The following is an 18315-nucleotide window of genomic DNA, read 5'->3' as shown; positions in this document are numbered from 1 at the left end:
TAGTAGAAGGTCAAAACAATGTAGAATTTGATCTCAGTGCTATAAAATCAGGAACTTATCTTATTCAGCTAAAAACTGAAAACAAAACAGAAAATACCAAAGTTATTATTCCGTAGATTTTATTAGACGCTTTGAAATTGGGTTTAAGCCCTTTTTTAAAGCGTTTTCTTTCAATTATTAATCAAATTAAATTTTAAACTATAAAACACCTTTAAATTTTAAAAAAAAAGTTGGCTATGAAAAAAAGTAAAACAAAACTATTACTATGCTTATTGGTTTGTTTGTCCTCTTATTGTCAGGCGCAAATTAGTCTAGTGAAGGACCTGCTGCCTGGTAATCAGAGTTATACAATACCTGTAATTACCAAAACAGATGAAGCTATTTATATCAGTGCTTCTTCATCTGATGATAAATTAATAAAAACTGATGGTACCTCAGAAGGTACGATGGTTATTGAGAACCTAGCGCCATTACAAATAGGCCGTATTGGTAACAATATTTATTTTGAAAACTATGATGTTGAAGGTCCGAGCTTATTTATGAGTGATGGCACACCTTATGGTTCAGCTGTAGCATCTGGTTCTAATTCTATTACTGAAATAAGTCAGATATATCAGGCAGAGAATAAGATTTATGTTGCCGCTTATAATGAAGGTGCAATTAGCCCTGTAAGCTATAATGGGAGCAAGGCTACACTGTTAGATTTAGATATTTCTTATGGAGATATATTGGTTATTGGAGATGATCTGTATGTGAGAGATCAAGATGGCTCTAAGAATAGTTTAGTAGCTGTGAAAAATAATGTGCCTAATGAAATTGCTCCGGTTAATAATTTCACGTTGCAGTATGCAAAGGAATGGGGTAAGATAGGTAATCAGCCTTATTATTTTGCACCTATTAATGATGGTGACGGAAAATTCCATACGGAATTATGGAAAGTGAATACTAATAGTGTAGATGTTATCTTTTCTTTTCCTGCTATGGCTTCAGTTAATAGTAGCGGTAATATTGGCTCAGCCTTATTCTTTCAAATGAGTAGCTTGAGTGGGGATTTGAAATCTACTTTGTGGGTTTCTAAAGGCACGGCAGAGACTACCATGCAGGTGGATGATGATGTGCTTGAAAATTCTCTTTATAATTCAAAGGATGAGCGAGATCTCCTGTTTTATGTAAAGACGAATAAGTCTTTATGGAGCTATGATGCTTCAACAAATACCAAATTAAAACTGGCAGATAATTTAATCACTGCTGATGATCTTGACAGGGTTCAAGACTTTTATTTTAAGGAAGGAATAGCCTACTTTTTTAAGCAGTCTGAAAATGGTCCTCAATTGTGGGAGTCAGATGGTACCAGCGCAGGAACTTCATATTTGGCTGACTCAGAATTATTAGATCTTAACCCAAGTGGTATTTCAATAGTAGGAGAAATCAATAAAGCTCTTATTTTTAAGGCTAGTTCAAAAAAATATGGCACAGAGCTCTTCAAATATAATTTTCAGCCTAGCAGTGGGGCCGTTCGTGTGGTTTCCTTTGATCAAGGCAAGAAAAAGAATGGAACTCGTGTAGCCCCTAATAGAAGCAACCCGGAAAATGCGCTGGGTAACCCTCAGGAAAATAACACTCTAAACTTTGTGGCTCTTGGTTTTGGAGGCAGTATAACCCTGGAGCTTGGAGATATGGTGTACGACGATGGCTCAGCAGAACCTGATATGATTTTGGTGGAAACTAGTTACGGAAGAGCTGATCAGATGTGTTTTAGTGAAGGAAAAACTTACTACCCTGAACAAGCTTTTGTAGAAGTTTCTGCTGATGGCAAGGAATGGTACAGCCTGCCTAATTCAAACTGTAGAACCTCATTCTTAGATATTAAGCCTGCAGTAGATGCGGGTATGGCGTATGCTAAATTTATTCGAATTACTGATGCATCTAATGGCTATTCATTTGATGGTGCCGCAGACGGTTTTGATGTAGATGGTATTATCATTTCAAGAAAAGAGGTAGAAGGTACAAAAGGCAGCCTTACTAATGCCCGAATTAGCGGAAGTGTAGCCTCAGATCTTTTTGATCCTAATTTTATGAACCTTACTCCTAATGAAGAGGTGGAAGGTATTTCTACTTACCCTAATCCAATAACAGAAGGTCTTCTTACGATAAAGCTTTCTATGGATGCAGCCCAAAAAGGAAGTATCAGCATTATGGATGTATTAGGGCGAGTAAAATTGAGTAAAGAGGTGTCGCTAAATGCAGGACAGAACGATTTACAAATTGATATGAGTACGCTTGAAAAAGGTACTTATTTAATACAGTTTGAATCAGGAAACAGAACAGAAAACGCCAAAGTTATTACGCGTTAATTTTATAAATAAATACCTAAAAACTAGCAATAAATATAGTTTTTAGGTATTTTGCTTTTAAATAATAAGTATATCATAAATTATGTAACAGATTTATTTAAAAAGTTGGCTATGAAAAAAATTAACCTAATCTATGTTTTGAGTAACTTATTGGCCCATGCCAAGCATAACTTTGCTCAGTCTTTCAAGTATATTCATTTTACTCACTATTCTTCTTGCTTGCCATTCTCACATTTTCCTTTGGTTTGTGACAAGCTATTTAGTGCACAGCGTCCTACTCTTACCGGTTGATATACCTGTAGTATAAATTTGCTATTTCTGGTGTGGCTAGTAAGTCTATTGTGCAGCAATATAATTTCATATAATGGATAACTGGTAAGCGTAGTTAACAACTATATTGTTTATGGTAATACCATACTGCCAGGTTTTACTTTCTTCTACATTATTAAATCTAATCATATATCCATTTCTGGAAGTAGCGATTTAAAGCGTCAATTCACTTTTTTAAAGAAGCCTGCTCTGCCTTAAAATATACCTGAAGAATCTCTTCATGTATTAGTATTATATTTTCGGTAATGAAAGCCCAGGTAGCGGTCTTTCATCAATGTTCTAACCATATAGTGTTGGATAGGAGTACCTTTCTTGAGGTATATGGAACCATAGGGTAAGTTGCAGCAAAGGTCCATTTATTCTGCTGCTAGATACTGTATAGTTTAACTACACTTCTTTTTGATTGATAGAATAAGGCTTTTATGCTTTATAAATATGAGTCCTTCTTCTAAATAACTATAACCATTAAATCTAATTACAATGAAAATTAATCTTTTACATTATGTGATGGCTGTTATGGTCATGTTTCTTGCCGGAGGTGATCCTCTATACGGCCAAAGATTCGAGAGAATATCGAACCAGAGTTTGTATGGTATTAGAGATGTCGCTATTTCAGACGAATGGATTGCCTTTAGGGCATATCAAGATACGATTCAATATGATAAATTTATAATTACTGATGGTACCGCATCGGGCACCCGTTTGTTAGGCACATTATTGAATGAGGATGGCTACGGTGAATATGGTGTACTGGTCGCGAAAGGAGATTATTTATACTATCAGGAAGATGGTTGGGGGATTGATGTATATTACATAAATACATCTTACCCTTCTGAGTTTAAGAAATTTGATCCTCCAGGAGAATATATTGAATTTTTAAGAAAATGGGATGATAAAATTTACGGTTTAGGTGGTTATGGTTATTATGCTATAGAAGAGGATAAGATAGAATACAGGCCTTATTCAGGTTGGAAAGAATATTTTGCTCATCCATTTGTTCATAAGTCGGGCATTTATTTTATGGGCGAGAATTATGAGAAGCGGGGAGGGACATACATATTTAAAGTCACTGACTATGGTAATGAAGTTATGGTTGACTTAGGATCTACTTATAGTGGATATGAGATTCCAGAGCAGTTTGGGGCTATTGGCGATAGGGTTTTTTCATTTGTAACTAGAGAACATGAAGGTTATAATGGATTTTATACTGAGTTGGTTCATGTGAATGAGTCTGGGGGAGATAGTTTATATGCGTTCCCTTATCGAATGTCTGTTCAGGCTGTTGCAAGCTCTGATAAGTACATGTATATGATCTTACAGCAGTGGGGTACGGGAGATGATGACTGGAATTATTACAATTATCTTTGGAGAACTGATGGTACTACTGCAGGGACTAAATATTTAGGATATTATGGAAACAATAGTAGGGTATATCTGAGCAGTTCTGACATATGTCAATATGAGTCTGATTATCTGGGGTGTAACCCTTTACTCAGCTCTAATATCTTTGAAAATGAGGAAGGTAGATATTATTTTCTAAGGGAGAATGGAGGTGTAAGTTTATATACTCCAGAAGGTTTTTATACTTCTATTTCGGGTTCATACGGTTATGTGAAAATATTAGGTATTTTGGGAGATAATTTGATTGTTGAGATTTATCATGGATTATATAAATTGAATATTGGGACTAACTGTGCCGCTAGTAGTGTAATAGCTTTTAGTCAAGGTAAAAGAAAAAATGGCATACGGGTACGAGAGGACAGAAGTGACCCTCAAATGGCTCTAGGTAATCCTCAGGAAAATGATCAAATCAATTTTGTGTCTCTCGGCTTTGGAGGTAGCATTACCCTGACCCTAGCCAATAAGGTTTATGATGATGGCACGGCAGAGCCAGACTTAATTGTGGTAGAAACGAGTAATGGCAGGTCGGATCAATTTTGTTATGTAGATGGAGGAAACAACTACCCTGAGCAGGCCTTTGTAGAGGTTTCAGAAGATGGGGTCAGTTGGTATAGTTTGCCTAATGTATATTGCAGAACTTCCTTTATAGATATTAAACCAGCGGTAGATCAAGGGATGGCTTATGCCAAATTCATAAGGATTACAGATGCCTCTAATCCTTCTAATTTTGATGATAATGCTGATGGCTTTGATCTAGATGGTATCATTACCTGCAGAGAAGAAGTAGAGGCAGCCAAAGCGGAGCTTACTAATGCCCGTACTATCACTTCTTCATTATTTAACCCTGAGTTTATAAACAAAGCACCTAATGATGTGGACGTGGAGAAGGGCTTTAGCATATACCCTAATCCAGTCACTCATGGAGAATTAACGGTACAGTTTATAGTAGATCAACCTCAGGAAGGGTATATAAGAGTACTAGATATTACTGGCAAAGAGAAATTTCACAAGTCGGTTTCATTATCAATAGGCAATAATGATGTGGAGTTGGAGCTCAATTCGTTGTCTAGCGGTACTTATATTGTGGAAATGTCTTCCCTAGACCGTGTGGAGAGTGTGAAGTTTATTGTTCAATAAAAAGATTTTTAATCAAATTATAGGGAGTGATGGATCTGGTTCAGCACTCCTTTTTTTATGCCAACTGAGCCTGGTAAAGGTTTACAAACATGCTAAGGCTATTCTCTTTTGAGGATAATTTTCAATATTAAGGTGTTGCCGCTCAATTGGTTAATAATTTGCAGTGGAGACTCATGTTCATAAATAATTGTCACATTATACTTTATTCGTAGTATTAAAAATATTAAATTAAAAGTATGAATAAATCAAAAATATAAATATGACTTTTATGTCTCTATAAAGAACTATTTAATGTTGTGATTTTAAAATAAAACTAAAGTTGGCTATGAAAAAAAATTTACCTACCCTGTTGTGCCAGGTTGTACTGGCATCTATTTCTTATTTGTGCGAAGCACAAATCACCCTTGTTAAAGATCTTTATCCTGATGGAAGTTTGTCTGAGATAGAACAAGTGATGGTTAAAGATGAAACCATGTATTTTTCTGCTTTAGGAAGTAGTTTAGGCTCAGAAAATGCCTTAATTCGTACTGATGGATCAGAAACTGGTACTCAGATTATCGAGAATTATTATATCACTAGCATGACTCAATTTGCCGACGTATTATATTATAATGATTCATATATTAATATTTTACATTCTGACGGTACACCTTTTAACTCAAAACTGTCAATGGCGTTTGATACTTTGTCACTTACCAGTGACTTGATGGTAGCAGGAAATAAGCTTTATTTCAGTTTAAATGATGGAGAGAATAGTTTTATAGCATCCATGGATGAATCTGAAAACTTAGAAACTTATAGCGCCACTAATAATTACAGTAATATCTTTACCGTGGGAGATGCTATATACTTTCGCACAGAAAATGATCTTAAATTTTATACGTGTAAGTTGGAGAATGGCTCCGTAGTTACTTCAGAAATTAAAAACTATGAATTTATCTATGAGTTTGATTTTTTTGGTAAGATCGGCTCAGAGGTTTTCTTTTTTCCTACTATAACCAATGATACTACTAACTATGCCGATTATGACTTCCATACAGAGATATGGCAGTTAATTGATGGTGTACCTACTACTGTTACTTCGCTTCCTGATAACTTGGCTACTACTAACTTTACTAATGTAGGATCCGAGTTATATTTTATAGCCTATGATTATAATGAATACGAACAGCCTGCAAAACTTTGGAAAACTGACGGTACTGCTGCAGGAACTATGGAGGTAGATTCTGATGTGGAAAACTATATGAGCTTATATGCTGGTGATGCTCACCTGTATTATAAAAAAACGAATGGGGAGCTGTGGAGCGTGGATATTGCTTCACAGAATAAAACAATGGTCGGGGCTCAGGTTATAGGTGGTAGGCTGGTAGTCTATAACGATGAATTGTATTATTTTAAAAATGGGCAGACAGGGCCAGAATTATGGAAGAGTGATGGTACAGCTTCAGGAACATGGCTGCTGGCAGAAGGAGATATGCTTGTTAATGAACCGGATAAAATCACCTTGATGGGGGTAGTTAAGGATAGATTGATATTTGGGGCTCAATCTCCTAATTACGGGCATGAATTGTTTAAGTATGAATTGTCATATAATTGCGGAGCTGAGCATGTTGTGAGTTATACGCCAGGAAGAAAGCAAAATGGCACCCCGATTAACAGTGCTCGAAGAGAGGCTAATAAGTCACTTAGTATATCTCAAGAGAATCAACGGGAGAATTTTGTGTCTTTGGGCTTTGGAGGAAGCATTACTTTGGAGCTAGGCAATAGAGTATATGATGATGGTACTGCTGAACCTGAAATTATACTTAAGGAAACCAGCTATGGCAGAGCCAATGAAATGTGTTATAGTAGTACAGGCTACTCCTATCCGGAGCAGGCACATGTAGAGCTTTCGGCAGATGGTAATCAATGGTATAGCTTGCCTAATGTCTATTGTCGCACATCATTTTTAGATATTCAACCAGCAGTGAAGCAGGGTATGGCATATGCTAAGTACATTAAAATAACCGATGTTTCTGATCCTAATCACTTTCCTGGTAATGCAGATGGTTATGATTTAGATGCGGTAATTACATGTAGAGAAGAAGTAGCTATAGCCAAAAGAATTATGACCAATGCCAGGCAAGCAGATAAAGAAGATATAGCTGAGCCCGATTTTATCAACCATGAAGCTGGTGAGCTGGCAACAAAAAGCATGAAAATATTCCCTAACCCGCTAGAAGGAGAAATAATGAGCGTAGAGATGAATGGCGTACAGACCGGAAATATGGAAGTGCAGGTAATAGATATGCTTGGTCAGGTGAAAACGGTCTATAACGTGGAAGCTACAGGCGAAGATCAACTGATTCAATTAAATTTACGTAATTTGGAAAGTGGAACTTATCTTGTACGTATCTCAACGATGGATAATATCAGTACGCAGAAGTTGATCATTCGATAGATGCTTAAAGTTCTACATACTCTAATTAGTAATGTAGATTAAAATAATTGAATAATGAAGATGATGTTGGTGGCCGCAAGCCTGCTCTTATCAAGTGTTTCTTTCGGGCAAAGTGCCGATGAACTCTTGGATGCAGGCTACGAGCAATATACCGAAGGAAATTATAAAAAAGCCGTAGAGCTGTTTAAAGAGTCAGTAAAAAAAGATGATCAAAATGCTGAAGGATATTATTTGCTAGGTGTTTGCCTCTCGCAGGTAGGCGAAAATAGTGAAGCCATAACTAATTATGATGCGGCTATTGCTCTGTCTCCTACATATGCCGAGGCTTACTATGAAAAAGGATATTCTTATTTTACTATGAAGCAATATGAAAAGGCTATTGATGCCTTTAGTAAAGCCATCCAGTATAAGTATGATTATGTAGAGGCCTATGTGAATAGAGGCAGTGTATACTGCCTTACGGGCCACGGAGATCAGGCAAAGCAAGATTGGACTACGGCACGTGGTTATGGTGCAGAATTTCCAGAGCTAGAATGTGATTAGAAATTGTCAATAAAAAATGGCTGCTTTTATCTAAAAGCAGCCATTTTTTATGATCATTAACAGTGTTTCTTATATTTCATCCTCATTCACACCTGAGAATCTGATATTGTCAAAATATAATATGTCAAATCTGGTGTCTACATCAAACTCTACATAAAGAGTAAGAGACTTAGCCTCTTTAGGTACAGAAGCCTTTAAAGTAGTCCACTTGTCAAAATTTCCTACAAATAGGTCATTTAAATTGCTTCCTTTGGAGTTAATAATGTCTATTTCTTCACCGTCATCTAGTTTTACATAAATTCGAAGAACATCTTCATCATCGTATTGTAGTCCTTTTCCATTTTCATCATGTAAATAAACATCAATGGAAATATTAGTGCTAAGATAACCTTCAATGCCAAGCTCGTCGAAAGTTAGTCTCATTTTCCCATCGGTATCACTCATTTCATAGCCTTGAGTTCCATCAGGATAGCCTCCATTTACTACAGTAGCTTTTACTATTCCTACATAATCTCCATCAGTAAGACCTTCCAAACCTCTGGTATTAAAATATGAAGCTTGATATCCCAATTCATTCAATCCTTCTGAATTTACAGGAGGCTGATTGGGGTTGTTCACTAAGGCATGATTTTCAGAGGCAAGACCATAGTCATAGTAGTGCACAGAAAGCATGGTTTCAATATCTTCAAAGCTTACTTTACTAAAAAGAACAGCTTTGTCATCATTTTCTAAGGTAAGTATAAAGTCAGAAGCAGTACCTACGGATAGGCCTCCTGTAGCAGAGTGCAGGTTGAAAGTTATTCTGCGATCACCCTCGTCTACCTTGTTGTCGATAGGTAAATATTTAATAGATGCATCTTTTTGACCAGCTACCACTTCCACATTGATTACTCCATCATTCGCTTCAGGCTCAGTGGTGAAATCTTTTCCGTATACCAGTTCCTCTTCGCTTTCCCAGGTAATTTGATAAGTACCCGGTCTTGTAGGAGCATCAGTAAAAATTAATGGGATACTAACTCCTTCAGCATCCGCTTCGCTAACAGTAGAGGAAGTTCCGTAGAAATCCACCTGCACAGTGTTAGAATTGTCATCTCCATCATCTGAGTCAGAACAAGATATGATAGGAGTTGTCAACATGCCAACGCAAATCCACATCAATAGCCTACGAGTAGGTGTTGATGGGTTAAGAAAAGTAAATTTGTTTTTCATATTCAGATTATTAGATTCTGATTTAGCATTTACAATTCACTTACCTCAATTGAAAAGAGTACCATTTTTTGTGTTAAACTCTTGATTATCAAGTTTATTTTTTTTATTCCAGATTTTGGAGAGGTGGAATAGCGTGGAATTATTTGATAATAACGGGGTCTTTTTTTCCCATCATTTTGGTTTTAAATAAGATGGGGGCAATTGGTTACTAGCTTTTTCATCACTTTCACTTCATGGATGGCCAGCAAAAAGAGGGCATGTCAAATTTCACCTGTTTTTCTTTAAATATTGGTGATTTGAGTAATTTTGGTTCTGAAATAAGGCTATTTATTTTATTTTATAGCTTTGTGATAGGTCAATAGGGTATTTTGAAGAGTGTGGGATTAAATGTTATAGGTAAGTTAAAGTTGTTATATGCTAATTTAGTAGTGGTATTTCCCTTTATATTACATGTGTTAGTTTTATAGTTATAAAATTGGCCTTTATGTAGGTTAAAGTTAAACTATAGATGCCAATTTTAATGAAGTGTATTTGTGTGATACAAACTACTTAGTTACACTTTTGAAATTAGAAGTTAGATTGGCTTAAACTGCTCGAAGGTTTCCTGGCAATTATTGCAATGGTGTATAGATCTACATGCCGTGGGACCAAAAGGGGTTTTTAAGTCAGTATTTTNGGCTTAAACTGCTCGAAGGTTTCCTGGCAATTATTGCAATGGTGTATAGATCTACATGCCGTGGGACCAAAAGGGGTTTTTAAGTCAGTATTTTTACTTCCGCAGTTAGGGCATTCAATATTATCCAATATATCTATGTCAAAAATAAGATTGTGCGGTGGTGGGGGAGCTAGTCCGAAATCTTTGAGGGCTTTTTTTCCTCTCTCGGAGATCATGTTAGAGTTCCAGCTTTTTTCGAAAGATACATTAACATCTACGTAATCTATTCCATAGCTGTTAAGGACTTCTATAATGTCTTGCTTCATATATTCAATGGCGGGGCACCCCGTAAATGTAGGTGTGATGGTGATCACTACCCTATAGCCATTCACTTCTACCTTGGTAATAACTCCAAGGTCTACCAGAGATAACACAGGTATTTCGGGATCTTTTACCTGCTCCAGCCATTCCATTATATTTTCTTCAGTAGGTATCATTACAAAAGCAAACGATGCAAATATAAAGGAAGTTCAGTTACCATTCTGCAGTAGGGTCGATTCTAAATACTTCAGACATTTCTTCCAACAACAAGGTGAGGTGTTCTGTATGGTGACCAAATCTTCCGCCATAAATGGCAGGCTCTGAAAATGAAGGAATTAGCAGTTCTGTGGCATTAAGTATTTTGGCGATTTGCTCTTGCCACTTTTGCATAATAACTTTTTCACCTACAAAAATTTTCTCTTCTATAAGTACATTTTCAAAGGGCGAAGGCTCAAAAATGCCCAAAGCAAAAGGAAACAGTTGGTCTAAAGAAGCTTGAAGCCTTAAAATACTTTCTTGATTGGCATTGCCAAGCTGTTTTATCCAAGTATTCGCATGCATGGTATGATATCGTAATTCTCCTTGAATCTTTTTTGCTAATAGCGCCAATGGTGAATAAGCGGATTGAGCAAGAAATTCAAAACGAATACTTTCTGCCGTATCAAAAAGAAAGTGACGTAGTAGGCTATAATCATATTCTCCATTTGGTAGTTCTGTAAGCTGGCTGTTTTTAAATTGGTTAGCCTTGCGCATGAAAGCTACTTGATCGGGTTCGTCTTCGCCAAGGTCATGAAGCAGTTGGTATAAGGCATAGCTTTGGCCGATCTTATCCTGAGCCATGGAAGAGAAAGCGATATCTTCTTCCAAAATGGGCCCCATACCTGTCCATTCGCTATTTCTATGACCAATAATAAGTTGGTCGTCAGCTATTTTATAGAGTAGTTCTTTAATGGCATCAGTATTCATAAAGTAGATTTTTGAGATTCTTTAAAGGCCTTTATTTTGTCTGAGGCTTTGTAAGCAGAGGCATTTCTAAATTTTTTATCGGGTAGCGTATTCCAGATTATGGTATCTTCTTCGGAGGAAAAGAGAATATCCTTAGTTTTTATTATCCATGCATTGAGCACTGGATCTTCTTCTGAAAATGCTGGTTTGGCCAGTGCCAGTGCTTCTTGAGCGTTGCGAGCTTCTATAGAGCCTACATGCAGGTGCTGCTTTCCCCTTTTTAATAGGTGAAAAAACTCATACTGTTCCAAATGACCTGTGGTATCGAATTTTTCGGATACGGTATGATATACATTAATGTTATTCTCAGTAGTGGCTGTAACAAATATATTTTTGGTTTCTACAACGAATAGGCCGGAGCAAGTCATACGACGACTAAATTGCTCCTTAGCAAATATAAATGCCATTTCTTTGCTTGGAGCATGCACTATCCCTTCGTGCTGGTAAGGTTGTTCTGTCTTGCTTTGGGTGAAGACCTCGTATGTGCCAAATTGGTCCAAAGGCACTTTTCTTGTGAGATCAGCCGGGTATTTATCTATATTTAATCTGTTTATTCTAGGATCTAGTGATTTATTCATAATCAGTGAATCAGAAATCGTTTGCAGGTATTCATAAAAAAAGTTAGGCTAAAGGAGTTACGTATTCAGTCTTTGGTTTTAACAGGGCCTGGCGTACCCATTTGCCTCGAGCTTCAGCGACTCTTCTTACCGCTAACCTCTCCTCGTTACAAGGGCCATCACCATTAATTACTTTTTTAAATACTTCCCAATCAGGCTCAGTGTATTCCCATTGTTCGGTTTCTGGATTTTTCCTGAGTAAAGGGTCTGGTATGGTTAAGCCTAGTTCTAATATTTTAGGTACATACATATCTAAAAACTGATTGCGGCATTGATCATTAGAAGACATTTTTACCTTCCATTTCATAAGCACTTCGGTATGCACAGAAACCTTATCTGGCGGGCCGAAAAAGTGCATCATAGGTTCCCACCAGCGGTTAAGTGCTTCCTGCATCATTTTTCTCTGAATATCAGTGCCCGTGGCCAGGTGTATAACACAATGATGACCATATTTGAGATGAAAGGACTCTTCTACACAAATTCTCTCCAGAGCCCTGCAGTATGGACCATAGCTGCCTTTGGAGTTGGCCAGTTGATTAACAATAGCCCCTGCGTCTACCAGCCATGATATAAAACAGGCATCGGCCCAGGTAAAAGCCGGATAGTTAAATATGTTAGAATATTTGGATTTCCCTTCCAGCAGATCATCTATCATTTGCTCTCGGGATTTGCCTAGCGTTTCCGCTGCGGCATATAGTAGCTGAGCATGGCCTACTTCATCTTGTACTTTGGCCATCAAAGCCAACTTCCTTTTGAAACCCGGTGCTCTGGTGATCCAGGTACCTTCAGGCAGTGCTCCTATAATTTCGCTGTGAGCATGTTGCTCAATCATTCTGATTAGCTGCTTACGGTATAAGTCAGGCATCCAATCAGAAGGCTCTATTTTTTCACCTCTTTCTATTCTAGCCTCAAATTCCTGGAGCTTTTGAGGATCTTCAGTTGCTTGTTTAGTATCCGTTATTGGATCAAAAGTATTACCTCCGCCATACATATATTTGATTATTTGGTTGTCTATTAAGATACAACAAAATAATCATTTATTTCGTTTGGAGGCCATCTATTAACATGTCAGCCAGCTGATGTCCCAATTCTATGGGTTCTATAATACCGCTGGGATCATACCAATGTGGCATCCAATTGAGAGAAGAAAAGAGCGTCATTACGGCTAGCTTGGTATCTACGTTTTTAAACTCACCAGACTTAATACCTCCTTCTATTATTTTTTTAAATCGATTAATATAATTGATTCTCAGCAGTAGAAAACTTCTTAAATAGGGTTGGCTCAAATGTCTGTGTTCATTCATGAAAACGGCGGAGGCGGTAAGCTCTCTGGCCATCACCTGAATGTGCCCGAGAATGCCTAGTCTTAGTTTTTTTGTGTAAGAAAAATTAGTGTTTTCAACTTCTTCTAATGATTCTCTAAACTTATCAGCCATTTCAAAGCACAGGCTTTGGAGTATTTCTTCTTTAGATTTTATGTGAGAATATAGGCTTGCGGCTTCTATTCCCAGAGTATTAGCCAGATCTCTCATAGAAGTGGCCGCATAACCTTTTTCTTTGAAAAGCTGGGCTGCAGTTTTAATCAATTGTTCTTTTCTACTGAGATTTTCTAGTCCAATCATGTTACAAAAATAACGATTATTGCTTTCGATGGAAGTAATTTGCTAGTTTTAGGGCAAAATTTTGATCTATGACTTTTAAAAGCCCAGAGCATTTTCATAATAAAACCGGTTTTATTTTTCATGTAGTGTTAGCACTACCGCTTACCGCTTTTGCTTTCCTTTTTCTTGAAATAAAGAACAATGGAAGAGGCGCAGTGCTACAAGGAGATACTGTAAACGATGTTATACAGATTCTTTTTCCATTAGTAACGGCAGTGATATTTATTTTCGGGTATAGAAAATTCAAAAAATCATCAAGAAATATTAAAGGCGATACACTTCCAGAGAAGCTGTCTTCATATTTTGATGTAACTATGAAGTTCTACATCATTTTAGGTATTACGTCTGTGATTTTGGTATTAGGACTTTACCTTACTGCTCTGCCTATTTTTATCTTGAGTTATGTGTTTCTTCTGTTTTTTATGTCACTGCAGCGGCCTACACCTCAAAAATATGTAAAGGATTTACCCTTAAGGAAGGATGAAAGAGAGGTGATTTTACATAAAGGCAGTTTTGCTCAGTTACAAGATTCGGATCAGCAATTAGGCAAATAAGTATCCGGCAGAGGCTCCGTAAATTATAATAAAAGCTACTAGTAGGCCTATAATAACAGTGATGACTTTTTTCTTCATTACGGAGGGTAGATTAAGGTTATATGTTTAAGACAATTTATTTATTTCAAAGGTTGCTTTCGCAAGAAGAAAAAAATGCTGGCATATATATGCTGCATTTGACCCTATTTAATGAAGGTTATGTACTAATAGTGTGTAGTTACAATACTATATTTGTCGCATGTCTAAAGTATTAATTATAACATACTACTGGCCACCCAGTGGCGGAGGAGGTGTGCAAAGATGGTTGAAGTTCACCAAATATTTACCTGAGTTTGGTTGGGAGCCATTTGTGTACACCCCTGAAAATCCTCATTTTGAGGTGAAAGACTCTAGCCTTGAAAATGATGTGTCTGATCATGTGGAGGTAATGAAGTTTCCTATTTGGGAACCTTATTATTTAATCGATAAGTTTAAGAAAAAAGGACATAATCAGCAGAGTGATGTGGTGAGAAAAGGGAAAGCAAGCCCTTTAACTAAATTAATGCTTTGGGTGCGTGGCAACTTCTTTATTCCTGACCCTAGAAAATTTTGGCTGAAACCTTCTGAGAAAGTGATTGCTGAAATTTTACAATCGAATGGAATAGACAAGGTCATAACCACAGGGCCGCCTCACAGTATGCACTTGATAGGCCTTAAGCTCAAACAAAAGTATAATATTCAATGGATAGCAGATTTTCGTGACCCATGGTCCAAATGGGAGCTTTTAGATACATTTCATCTTTCATGGTGGGCCAGAAAGAGGCATGAGAAACTGGAAAGGAAAGTGCTGGATACAGCTGATAAGGTGATGTCTGTAAGTAAGAACTTTGCCGGTGAGTTGGCTGATATTGCAGGAAGACATGTAGAAGTAATTACCAATGGCTTTGATCATGAGGAGTTTGAGCAGCATTCCCATTTGCAACCAGATGAGTTTATTATTCGTCATGTGGGAGTAGTAGATGAGCTAAGGGATCCTCGCCCTGTGCTAAAGGCAATTAAAGAATTGCATAATGAAGGTAAATCGTATAAGCTCGAATTTATAGGTAATGTTAATAAAACCTTGCAGTCCGAAATAGAGGAAGATGATGTTCTAAGGCATTTGATTACATTAAGGCCTTATATGCCTCACGCAGAGGTTATTAAAATATATAGGAGGTCTGCTGTCTTGTTGCTGCTTTCATCATATAGTAAAAATGCTCCAGGACATATACCAGGTAAGCTGTTTGAATACCTGGCTTCGGAGCGTCCTATTTTAGCATTAGGTTCTACAGAAGGTGATTCGGCAGAAATTATTAAAGAAATAGGTGCAGGAGTAGTCTGCGGACCTGATGAGGTGCAGAAATTAAAAGATGCCTTGGTACAGATGCATGAGGACTATACCAGTACCATTAGCAAGTCTACACCTGATGTTTCACGCTTTTCGCGAAGAAATCTTACCCAGAAATTGGCTGATTTACTTAATGAGTTATGAGTGTTCCTTTCATAGACTTACAGCGACAATACCTGGAGGTTAAGACAGAGGTTGATAATGCTATAAAGGAGGTATTAGCAGGGGGGTGGTACATAGGAGGAGCGGTGGTGGCTGAGTTTGAGCAGAAATTTGCTGAGTATATTGGCGTAAAACAATGCATTTCCTGTGGTAATTGTACTGATGGTTTAGAGCTACTGCTTCGAGCTTACGGTATAGGCCCTGGAGATGAGGTGATTGTTCCGGCTTTTACATGGATAACAGATGCCGAAGTGGTATCGCTAGTAGGAGCTAAAGTGGTTTTTGCAGATATTCTGTCTGATGAATATACGATTGATCCTGTTAGTATTGAAAGTCAGATTACAGAAAAGACCAAGGCTATAATAGTGGTACATCTCTACGGAAGACCATGTAGAATGGAAGCTATTATGGCCTTAGCAGATAGGTATAATTTAAAAGTGATAGAAGATTGTGCCCAGGCTGCAGGAGCTAAATATAACCATAAAAGGGTAGGTGCTATAGGCCATGCTGCTGCTTTTAGTTTTTATCCTACCAAAAACTTAGGAGCTTATGGAGACGGAGGTGCTGTTACCACTAATGATGAAGCATTGGCGACAAAGTTAAGACTAATGGCTAACCATGGGCAGAAAGAAAGAGACAATCATATAATAGAAGGAAAGAATAGCCGACTTGATCCGATACAGGCCGCTGCACTATTGATTAAATTGAAATATCTGGATCAGTGGAATAATAGGAGAAAAGTGATAGCAGCTCAGTACACCTCCCAATTCTCAGAAATGGACGGCATCATATGCCCACAACCATCAGATGATCACATATATCATATTTATGGCATAAGAGTAGAAAATAGAGAGGCCCTAAAAGCTCACTTAAGCCATTATAAAATTCAAACGGCAATACATTACCCCAAAGCCTTACCAGAACTAGCTGCGTACTCCCATTTAAAATTGTCTATAGACCAATATCCGGTATCTGGTAATCTAGCTTCACAAGAACTCAGCTTGCCTGTATTTCCAGAATTAACCAATGATGAAGTAGCCGAGGTAATTAGAGGGGTGGGGTTATTTTTTGATAAGTAAAATCTTTAATTTATTGAAAAGGGTTAAAAGGGTTTGATTAAAAGAAGGGGACAATTTTAACCCCCAAATAAGAGGAATGCATATAATAGAAAAGCTTCCTGATTTTATAATAATATCTACCCAAAATAAAGAGCTATTGGGTATTTGAAGGGTGATGAAGGTGGATATTGAAACCAGAAGCAGAATGCCGAAATAATTTATACTAAAAGGGTGCATTTTGAATTTGATTAATATGAAGAAATATCTCAAAAGATGAAAAACTACAATTGAGCTCATTGTGGCAAAGGCGGCACCCTCTATGCCGTACTTCGGGATGAAATACATGTTAGATAAGAACGTTACTATTAAAAGGATTATTGATAAAAGAGTGTCTACCTTATAATATTTGCTATTCAATATAATAGCTCCATTTATACCAAAGCTGACCTCAATCATTTTTGAAGATCCTAAAAGGATAAATACCATAAAGCTATCATGATAGACTTCTGGCAGAAATATTATAATGCTGTCATAATTAACTATGATCAAACAGAATATTAACGAGCACAGGAGTAATTGATAGAGCGCAGTTTTTTTATATAGATCATCTAAGACCTTGAAATCATTATCTTTTGCAGCTTTTGCAGCCAATACATTAGATGTTCGGGAAATAGATTGAGCGGGTACTGTAATTACTGTACTGATATAAAAAGCAATGGAATATATAGCTACTTCTTCTAGGCCTATATACTTTCCTACCATTAATATATCAATTCTATTAATAAGATACACAGACAACCCGCTTATAATGGTGAATACGCCGAACCCATACATTTCTTTTAGCATTTTTATATTAGAGCTGCCAAAACGAAATGATATTCGTAGTTCTTTAAGATAAATTAGGTACACTAAAGCCAGTAAAGCCATCAGTGTTTGTCCTCCTACATAAAAGTAAAGAAAGGTGCTCAGGTCGAATATATTGAAATAATAGAGTAGCACGAGAATTAGCCATACAAGCCTTAATAAAATAAAATTGAGAAAAGCTGGTATTTCATTTTTGAAAATTACTCTTAAATAAGCATCAAACAGATTAAAGAAAATGAGAGAAGAGAAAAAGGGTATTACCAAATAAAAATATTGGGTAAAGAGCTTTGATTTTTCTGAGTAAGAGGCGATTAAATAATCTTTAAAAATAAAAAGGCATACCGTGGCGATTATTAAACCAACTATACTTATTAATAGTCCAATAGATAGGCTAATGTTATCCTTTTCATTTTTTATATGAGGGTGGAATCTTACCAGAATATTGCCTGTTCCTAGTTGTGCAAATTGTGCGACAACGGATGATGCTGACATTAAAATTCTAGTAAGGCCTAACTCTTCTTCCGTTAAAATATTTGGAAATATAAGTATAGTATTGATGTAACCTAAACCAATACCTATGAATAAAATGATTGAAAAATTAAGACTACTTTTGCTAACTATGCCCAAGGGAGAATGAA

At 36.9% G+C, this 18315-nt stretch carries 16 protein-coding genes and 1 pseudogene; 9 read left to right on the top strand and 8 right to left on the bottom strand.

Annotated features, from left to right (window positions below; genetic code table 11):
* From JL102_RS24100 to JL102_RS05885, 6 genes are all read left to right on the top strand, one after another.
* A partial coding sequence (locus tag JL102_RS24100) for a T9SS type A sorting domain-containing protein (RefSeq protein ID WP_202243313.1) occupies positions 1 to 116 on the top strand: 116 nt, incomplete at its 5' end.
* A gap of 120 nt (positions 117 to 236) precedes the next feature.
* Positions 237 to 2354 carry a T9SS type A sorting domain-containing protein gene (locus JL102_RS05905; RefSeq protein WP_202243312.1) on the top strand — a complete coding sequence of 706 codons (2118 nt, stop codon included), beginning with the start codon at positions 237 to 239 and terminating at the stop codon, positions 2352 to 2354.
* A gap of 111 nt (positions 2355 to 2465) precedes the next feature.
* On the top strand, positions 2466 to 2645 hold the full coding sequence (locus tag JL102_RS05900; RefSeq protein ID WP_202243311.1) for a hypothetical protein: 180 nt from the start codon (positions 2466 to 2468) through the stop codon (positions 2643 to 2645).
* A 519-nt stretch (positions 2646 to 3164) separates the two neighbouring features.
* Positions 3165 to 5222, top strand: a complete 2058-nt coding sequence (locus tag JL102_RS05895) for a T9SS type A sorting domain-containing protein (protein WP_202243310.1) — start codon at positions 3165 to 3167, stop codon at positions 5220 to 5222.
* Positions 5223 to 5547: 325 nt separating this feature from the next.
* Positions 5548 to 7662 carry a T9SS type A sorting domain-containing protein gene (locus JL102_RS05890; protein WP_202243309.1) on the top strand — a complete coding sequence of 705 codons (2115 nt, stop codon included), beginning with the start codon at positions 5548 to 5550 and terminating at the stop codon, positions 7660 to 7662.
* A 54-nt stretch (positions 7663 to 7716) separates the two neighbouring features.
* On the top strand, positions 7717 to 8205 hold the full coding sequence (locus JL102_RS05885) for a tetratricopeptide repeat protein (RefSeq protein ID WP_202243308.1): 489 nt from the start codon (positions 7717 to 7719) through the stop codon (positions 8203 to 8205).
* A gap of 69 nt (positions 8206 to 8274) precedes the next feature.
* On the opposite strand, the gene JL102_RS05880 is transcribed toward JL102_RS05885, so the two are convergent.
* The 7 genes and pseudogenes from JL102_RS05880 to JL102_RS05855 all read right to left on the bottom strand — a co-directional run bounded on the left by JL102_RS05880 (position 8275) and on the right by JL102_RS05855 (position 13634).
* The gene (locus JL102_RS05880) at positions 8275 to 9414 is read right to left on the bottom strand and encodes a hypothetical protein (protein WP_202243307.1); all 1140 of its coding nucleotides are present in this window, start codon (positions 9412 to 9414) and stop codon (positions 8275 to 8277) included.
* A gap of 574 nt (positions 9415 to 9988) precedes the next feature.
* Positions 9989 to 10048: pseudogene (locus JL102_RS24220) on the bottom strand (1,2-phenylacetyl-CoA epoxidase subunit PaaD); the annotation flags it as partial.
* A 26-nt stretch (positions 10049 to 10074) separates the two neighbouring features.
* Entirely contained in the window at positions 10075 to 10542 is a 468-nt protein-coding gene (gene paaD / locus JL102_RS05875; protein WP_449528493.1) for a 1,2-phenylacetyl-CoA epoxidase subunit PaaD, read from the bottom strand.
* Between the two features lie 61 nt (positions 10543 to 10603).
* On the bottom strand, positions 10604 to 11356 hold the full coding sequence (gene paaC / locus JL102_RS05870) for a 1,2-phenylacetyl-CoA epoxidase subunit PaaC (RefSeq protein ID WP_202243306.1): 753 nt from the start codon (positions 11354 to 11356) through the stop codon (positions 10604 to 10606).
* Positions 11353 to 11973: a phenylacetic acid degradation b gene (locus tag JL102_RS05865; protein ID WP_202243305.1), complete on the bottom strand. Its 621-nt coding sequence runs from the start codon at positions 11971 to 11973 to the stop codon at positions 11353 to 11355. The genes paaC and JL102_RS05865 overlap by 4 nt, the downstream gene beginning before the upstream one ends.
* A 43-nt stretch (positions 11974 to 12016) precedes the next feature.
* Positions 12017 to 13003: a 1,2-phenylacetyl-CoA epoxidase subunit PaaA gene (paaA, locus tag JL102_RS05860; protein ID WP_202243304.1), complete on the bottom strand. Its 987-nt coding sequence runs from the start codon at positions 13001 to 13003 to the stop codon at positions 12017 to 12019.
* A gap of 46 nt (positions 13004 to 13049) precedes the next feature.
* The gene (locus JL102_RS05855; RefSeq protein WP_202243303.1) at positions 13050 to 13634 is read right to left on the bottom strand and encodes a TetR/AcrR family transcriptional regulator; all 585 of its coding nucleotides are present in this window, start codon (positions 13632 to 13634) and stop codon (positions 13050 to 13052) included.
* Between the two features lie 68 nt (positions 13635 to 13702).
* Between JL102_RS05855 and JL102_RS05850 the strand changes: the two genes are divergently transcribed.
* The 3 genes from JL102_RS05850 to JL102_RS05840 all read left to right on the top strand — a co-directional run bounded on the left by JL102_RS05850 (position 13703) and on the right by JL102_RS05840 (position 16834).
* Positions 13703 to 14227: a hypothetical protein gene (locus JL102_RS05850; protein ID WP_202243302.1), complete on the top strand. Its 525-nt coding sequence runs from the start codon at positions 13703 to 13705 to the stop codon at positions 14225 to 14227.
* Positions 14228 to 14465: 238 nt separating this feature from the next.
* The gene (locus JL102_RS05845) at positions 14466 to 15737 is read left to right on the top strand and encodes a glycosyltransferase family 4 protein (RefSeq protein ID WP_237390414.1); all 1272 of its coding nucleotides are present in this window, start codon (positions 14466 to 14468) and stop codon (positions 15735 to 15737) included.
* The gene (locus JL102_RS05840; RefSeq protein WP_202243301.1) at positions 15734 to 16834 is read left to right on the top strand and encodes a DegT/DnrJ/EryC1/StrS family aminotransferase; all 1101 of its coding nucleotides are present in this window, start codon (positions 15734 to 15736) and stop codon (positions 16832 to 16834) included. The genes JL102_RS05845 and JL102_RS05840 overlap by 4 nt, the downstream gene beginning before the upstream one ends.
* On the opposite strand, the gene JL102_RS05835 is transcribed toward JL102_RS05840, so the two are convergent.
* The gene (locus tag JL102_RS05835) at positions 16817 to 18304 is read right to left on the bottom strand and encodes a lipopolysaccharide biosynthesis protein (protein ID WP_237390412.1); all 1488 of its coding nucleotides are present in this window, start codon (positions 18302 to 18304) and stop codon (positions 16817 to 16819) included. The two genes, JL102_RS05840 and JL102_RS05835, sit on opposite strands and share 18 nt — an antisense overlap.
* Between the last annotated feature and the right edge of the window lie 11 nt (positions 18305 to 18315).

It is taken from the genome of Fulvivirga sediminis, assembly GCF_016757215.1.
Taxonomy (GTDB): domain Bacteria; phylum Bacteroidota; class Bacteroidia; order Cytophagales; family Cyclobacteriaceae; genus Fulvivirga; species Fulvivirga sediminis.
This window is presented reverse-complemented; position numbering and strand designations above follow the sequence as displayed.

Coding starts and splice junctions, on each gene's coding strand:
- JL102_RS05905 (WP_202243312.1), top strand. CDS start 237: ATGAAAAAAAGTAAAACAAAACTATTACTATGCTTATTGGTTTGTTTG.
- JL102_RS05900 (WP_202243311.1), top strand. CDS start 2,466: ATGAAAAAAATTAACCTAATCTATGTTTTGAGTAACTTATTGGCCCAT.
- JL102_RS05895 (WP_202243310.1), top strand. CDS start 3,165: ATGAAAATTAATCTTTTACATTATGTGATGGCTGTTATGGTCATGTTT.
- JL102_RS05890 (WP_202243309.1), top strand. CDS start 5,548: ATGAAAAAAAATTTACCTACCCTGTTGTGCCAGGTTGTACTGGCATCT.
- JL102_RS05885 (WP_202243308.1), top strand. CDS start 7,717: ATGAAGATGATGTTGGTGGCCGCAAGCCTGCTCTTATCAAGTGTTTCT.
- JL102_RS05880 (WP_202243307.1), bottom strand. CDS start 9,414: ATGAAAAACAAATTTACTTTTCTTAACCCATCAACACCTACTCGTAGG.
- paaC (WP_202243306.1), bottom strand. CDS start 11,356: ATGAATACTGATGCCATTAAAGAACTACTCTATAAAATAGCTGACGAC.
- JL102_RS05865 (WP_202243305.1), bottom strand. CDS start 11,973: ATGAATAAATCACTAGATCCTAGAATAAACAGATTAAATATAGATAAA.
- paaA (WP_202243304.1), bottom strand. CDS start 13,003: ATGTATGGCGGAGGTAATACTTTTGATCCAATAACGGATACTAAACAA.
- JL102_RS05855 (WP_202243303.1), bottom strand. CDS start 13,634: ATGATTGGACTAGAAAATCTCAGTAGAAAAGAACAATTGATTAAAACT.
- JL102_RS05850 (WP_202243302.1), top strand. CDS start 13,703: ATGACTTTTAAAAGCCCAGAGCATTTTCATAATAAAACCGGTTTTATT.
- JL102_RS05845 (WP_237390414.1), top strand. CDS start 14,466: ATGTCTAAAGTATTAATTATAACATACTACTGGCCACCCAGTGGCGGA.
- JL102_RS05840 (WP_202243301.1), top strand. CDS start 15,734: ATGAGTGTTCCTTTCATAGACTTACAGCGACAATACCTGGAGGTTAAG.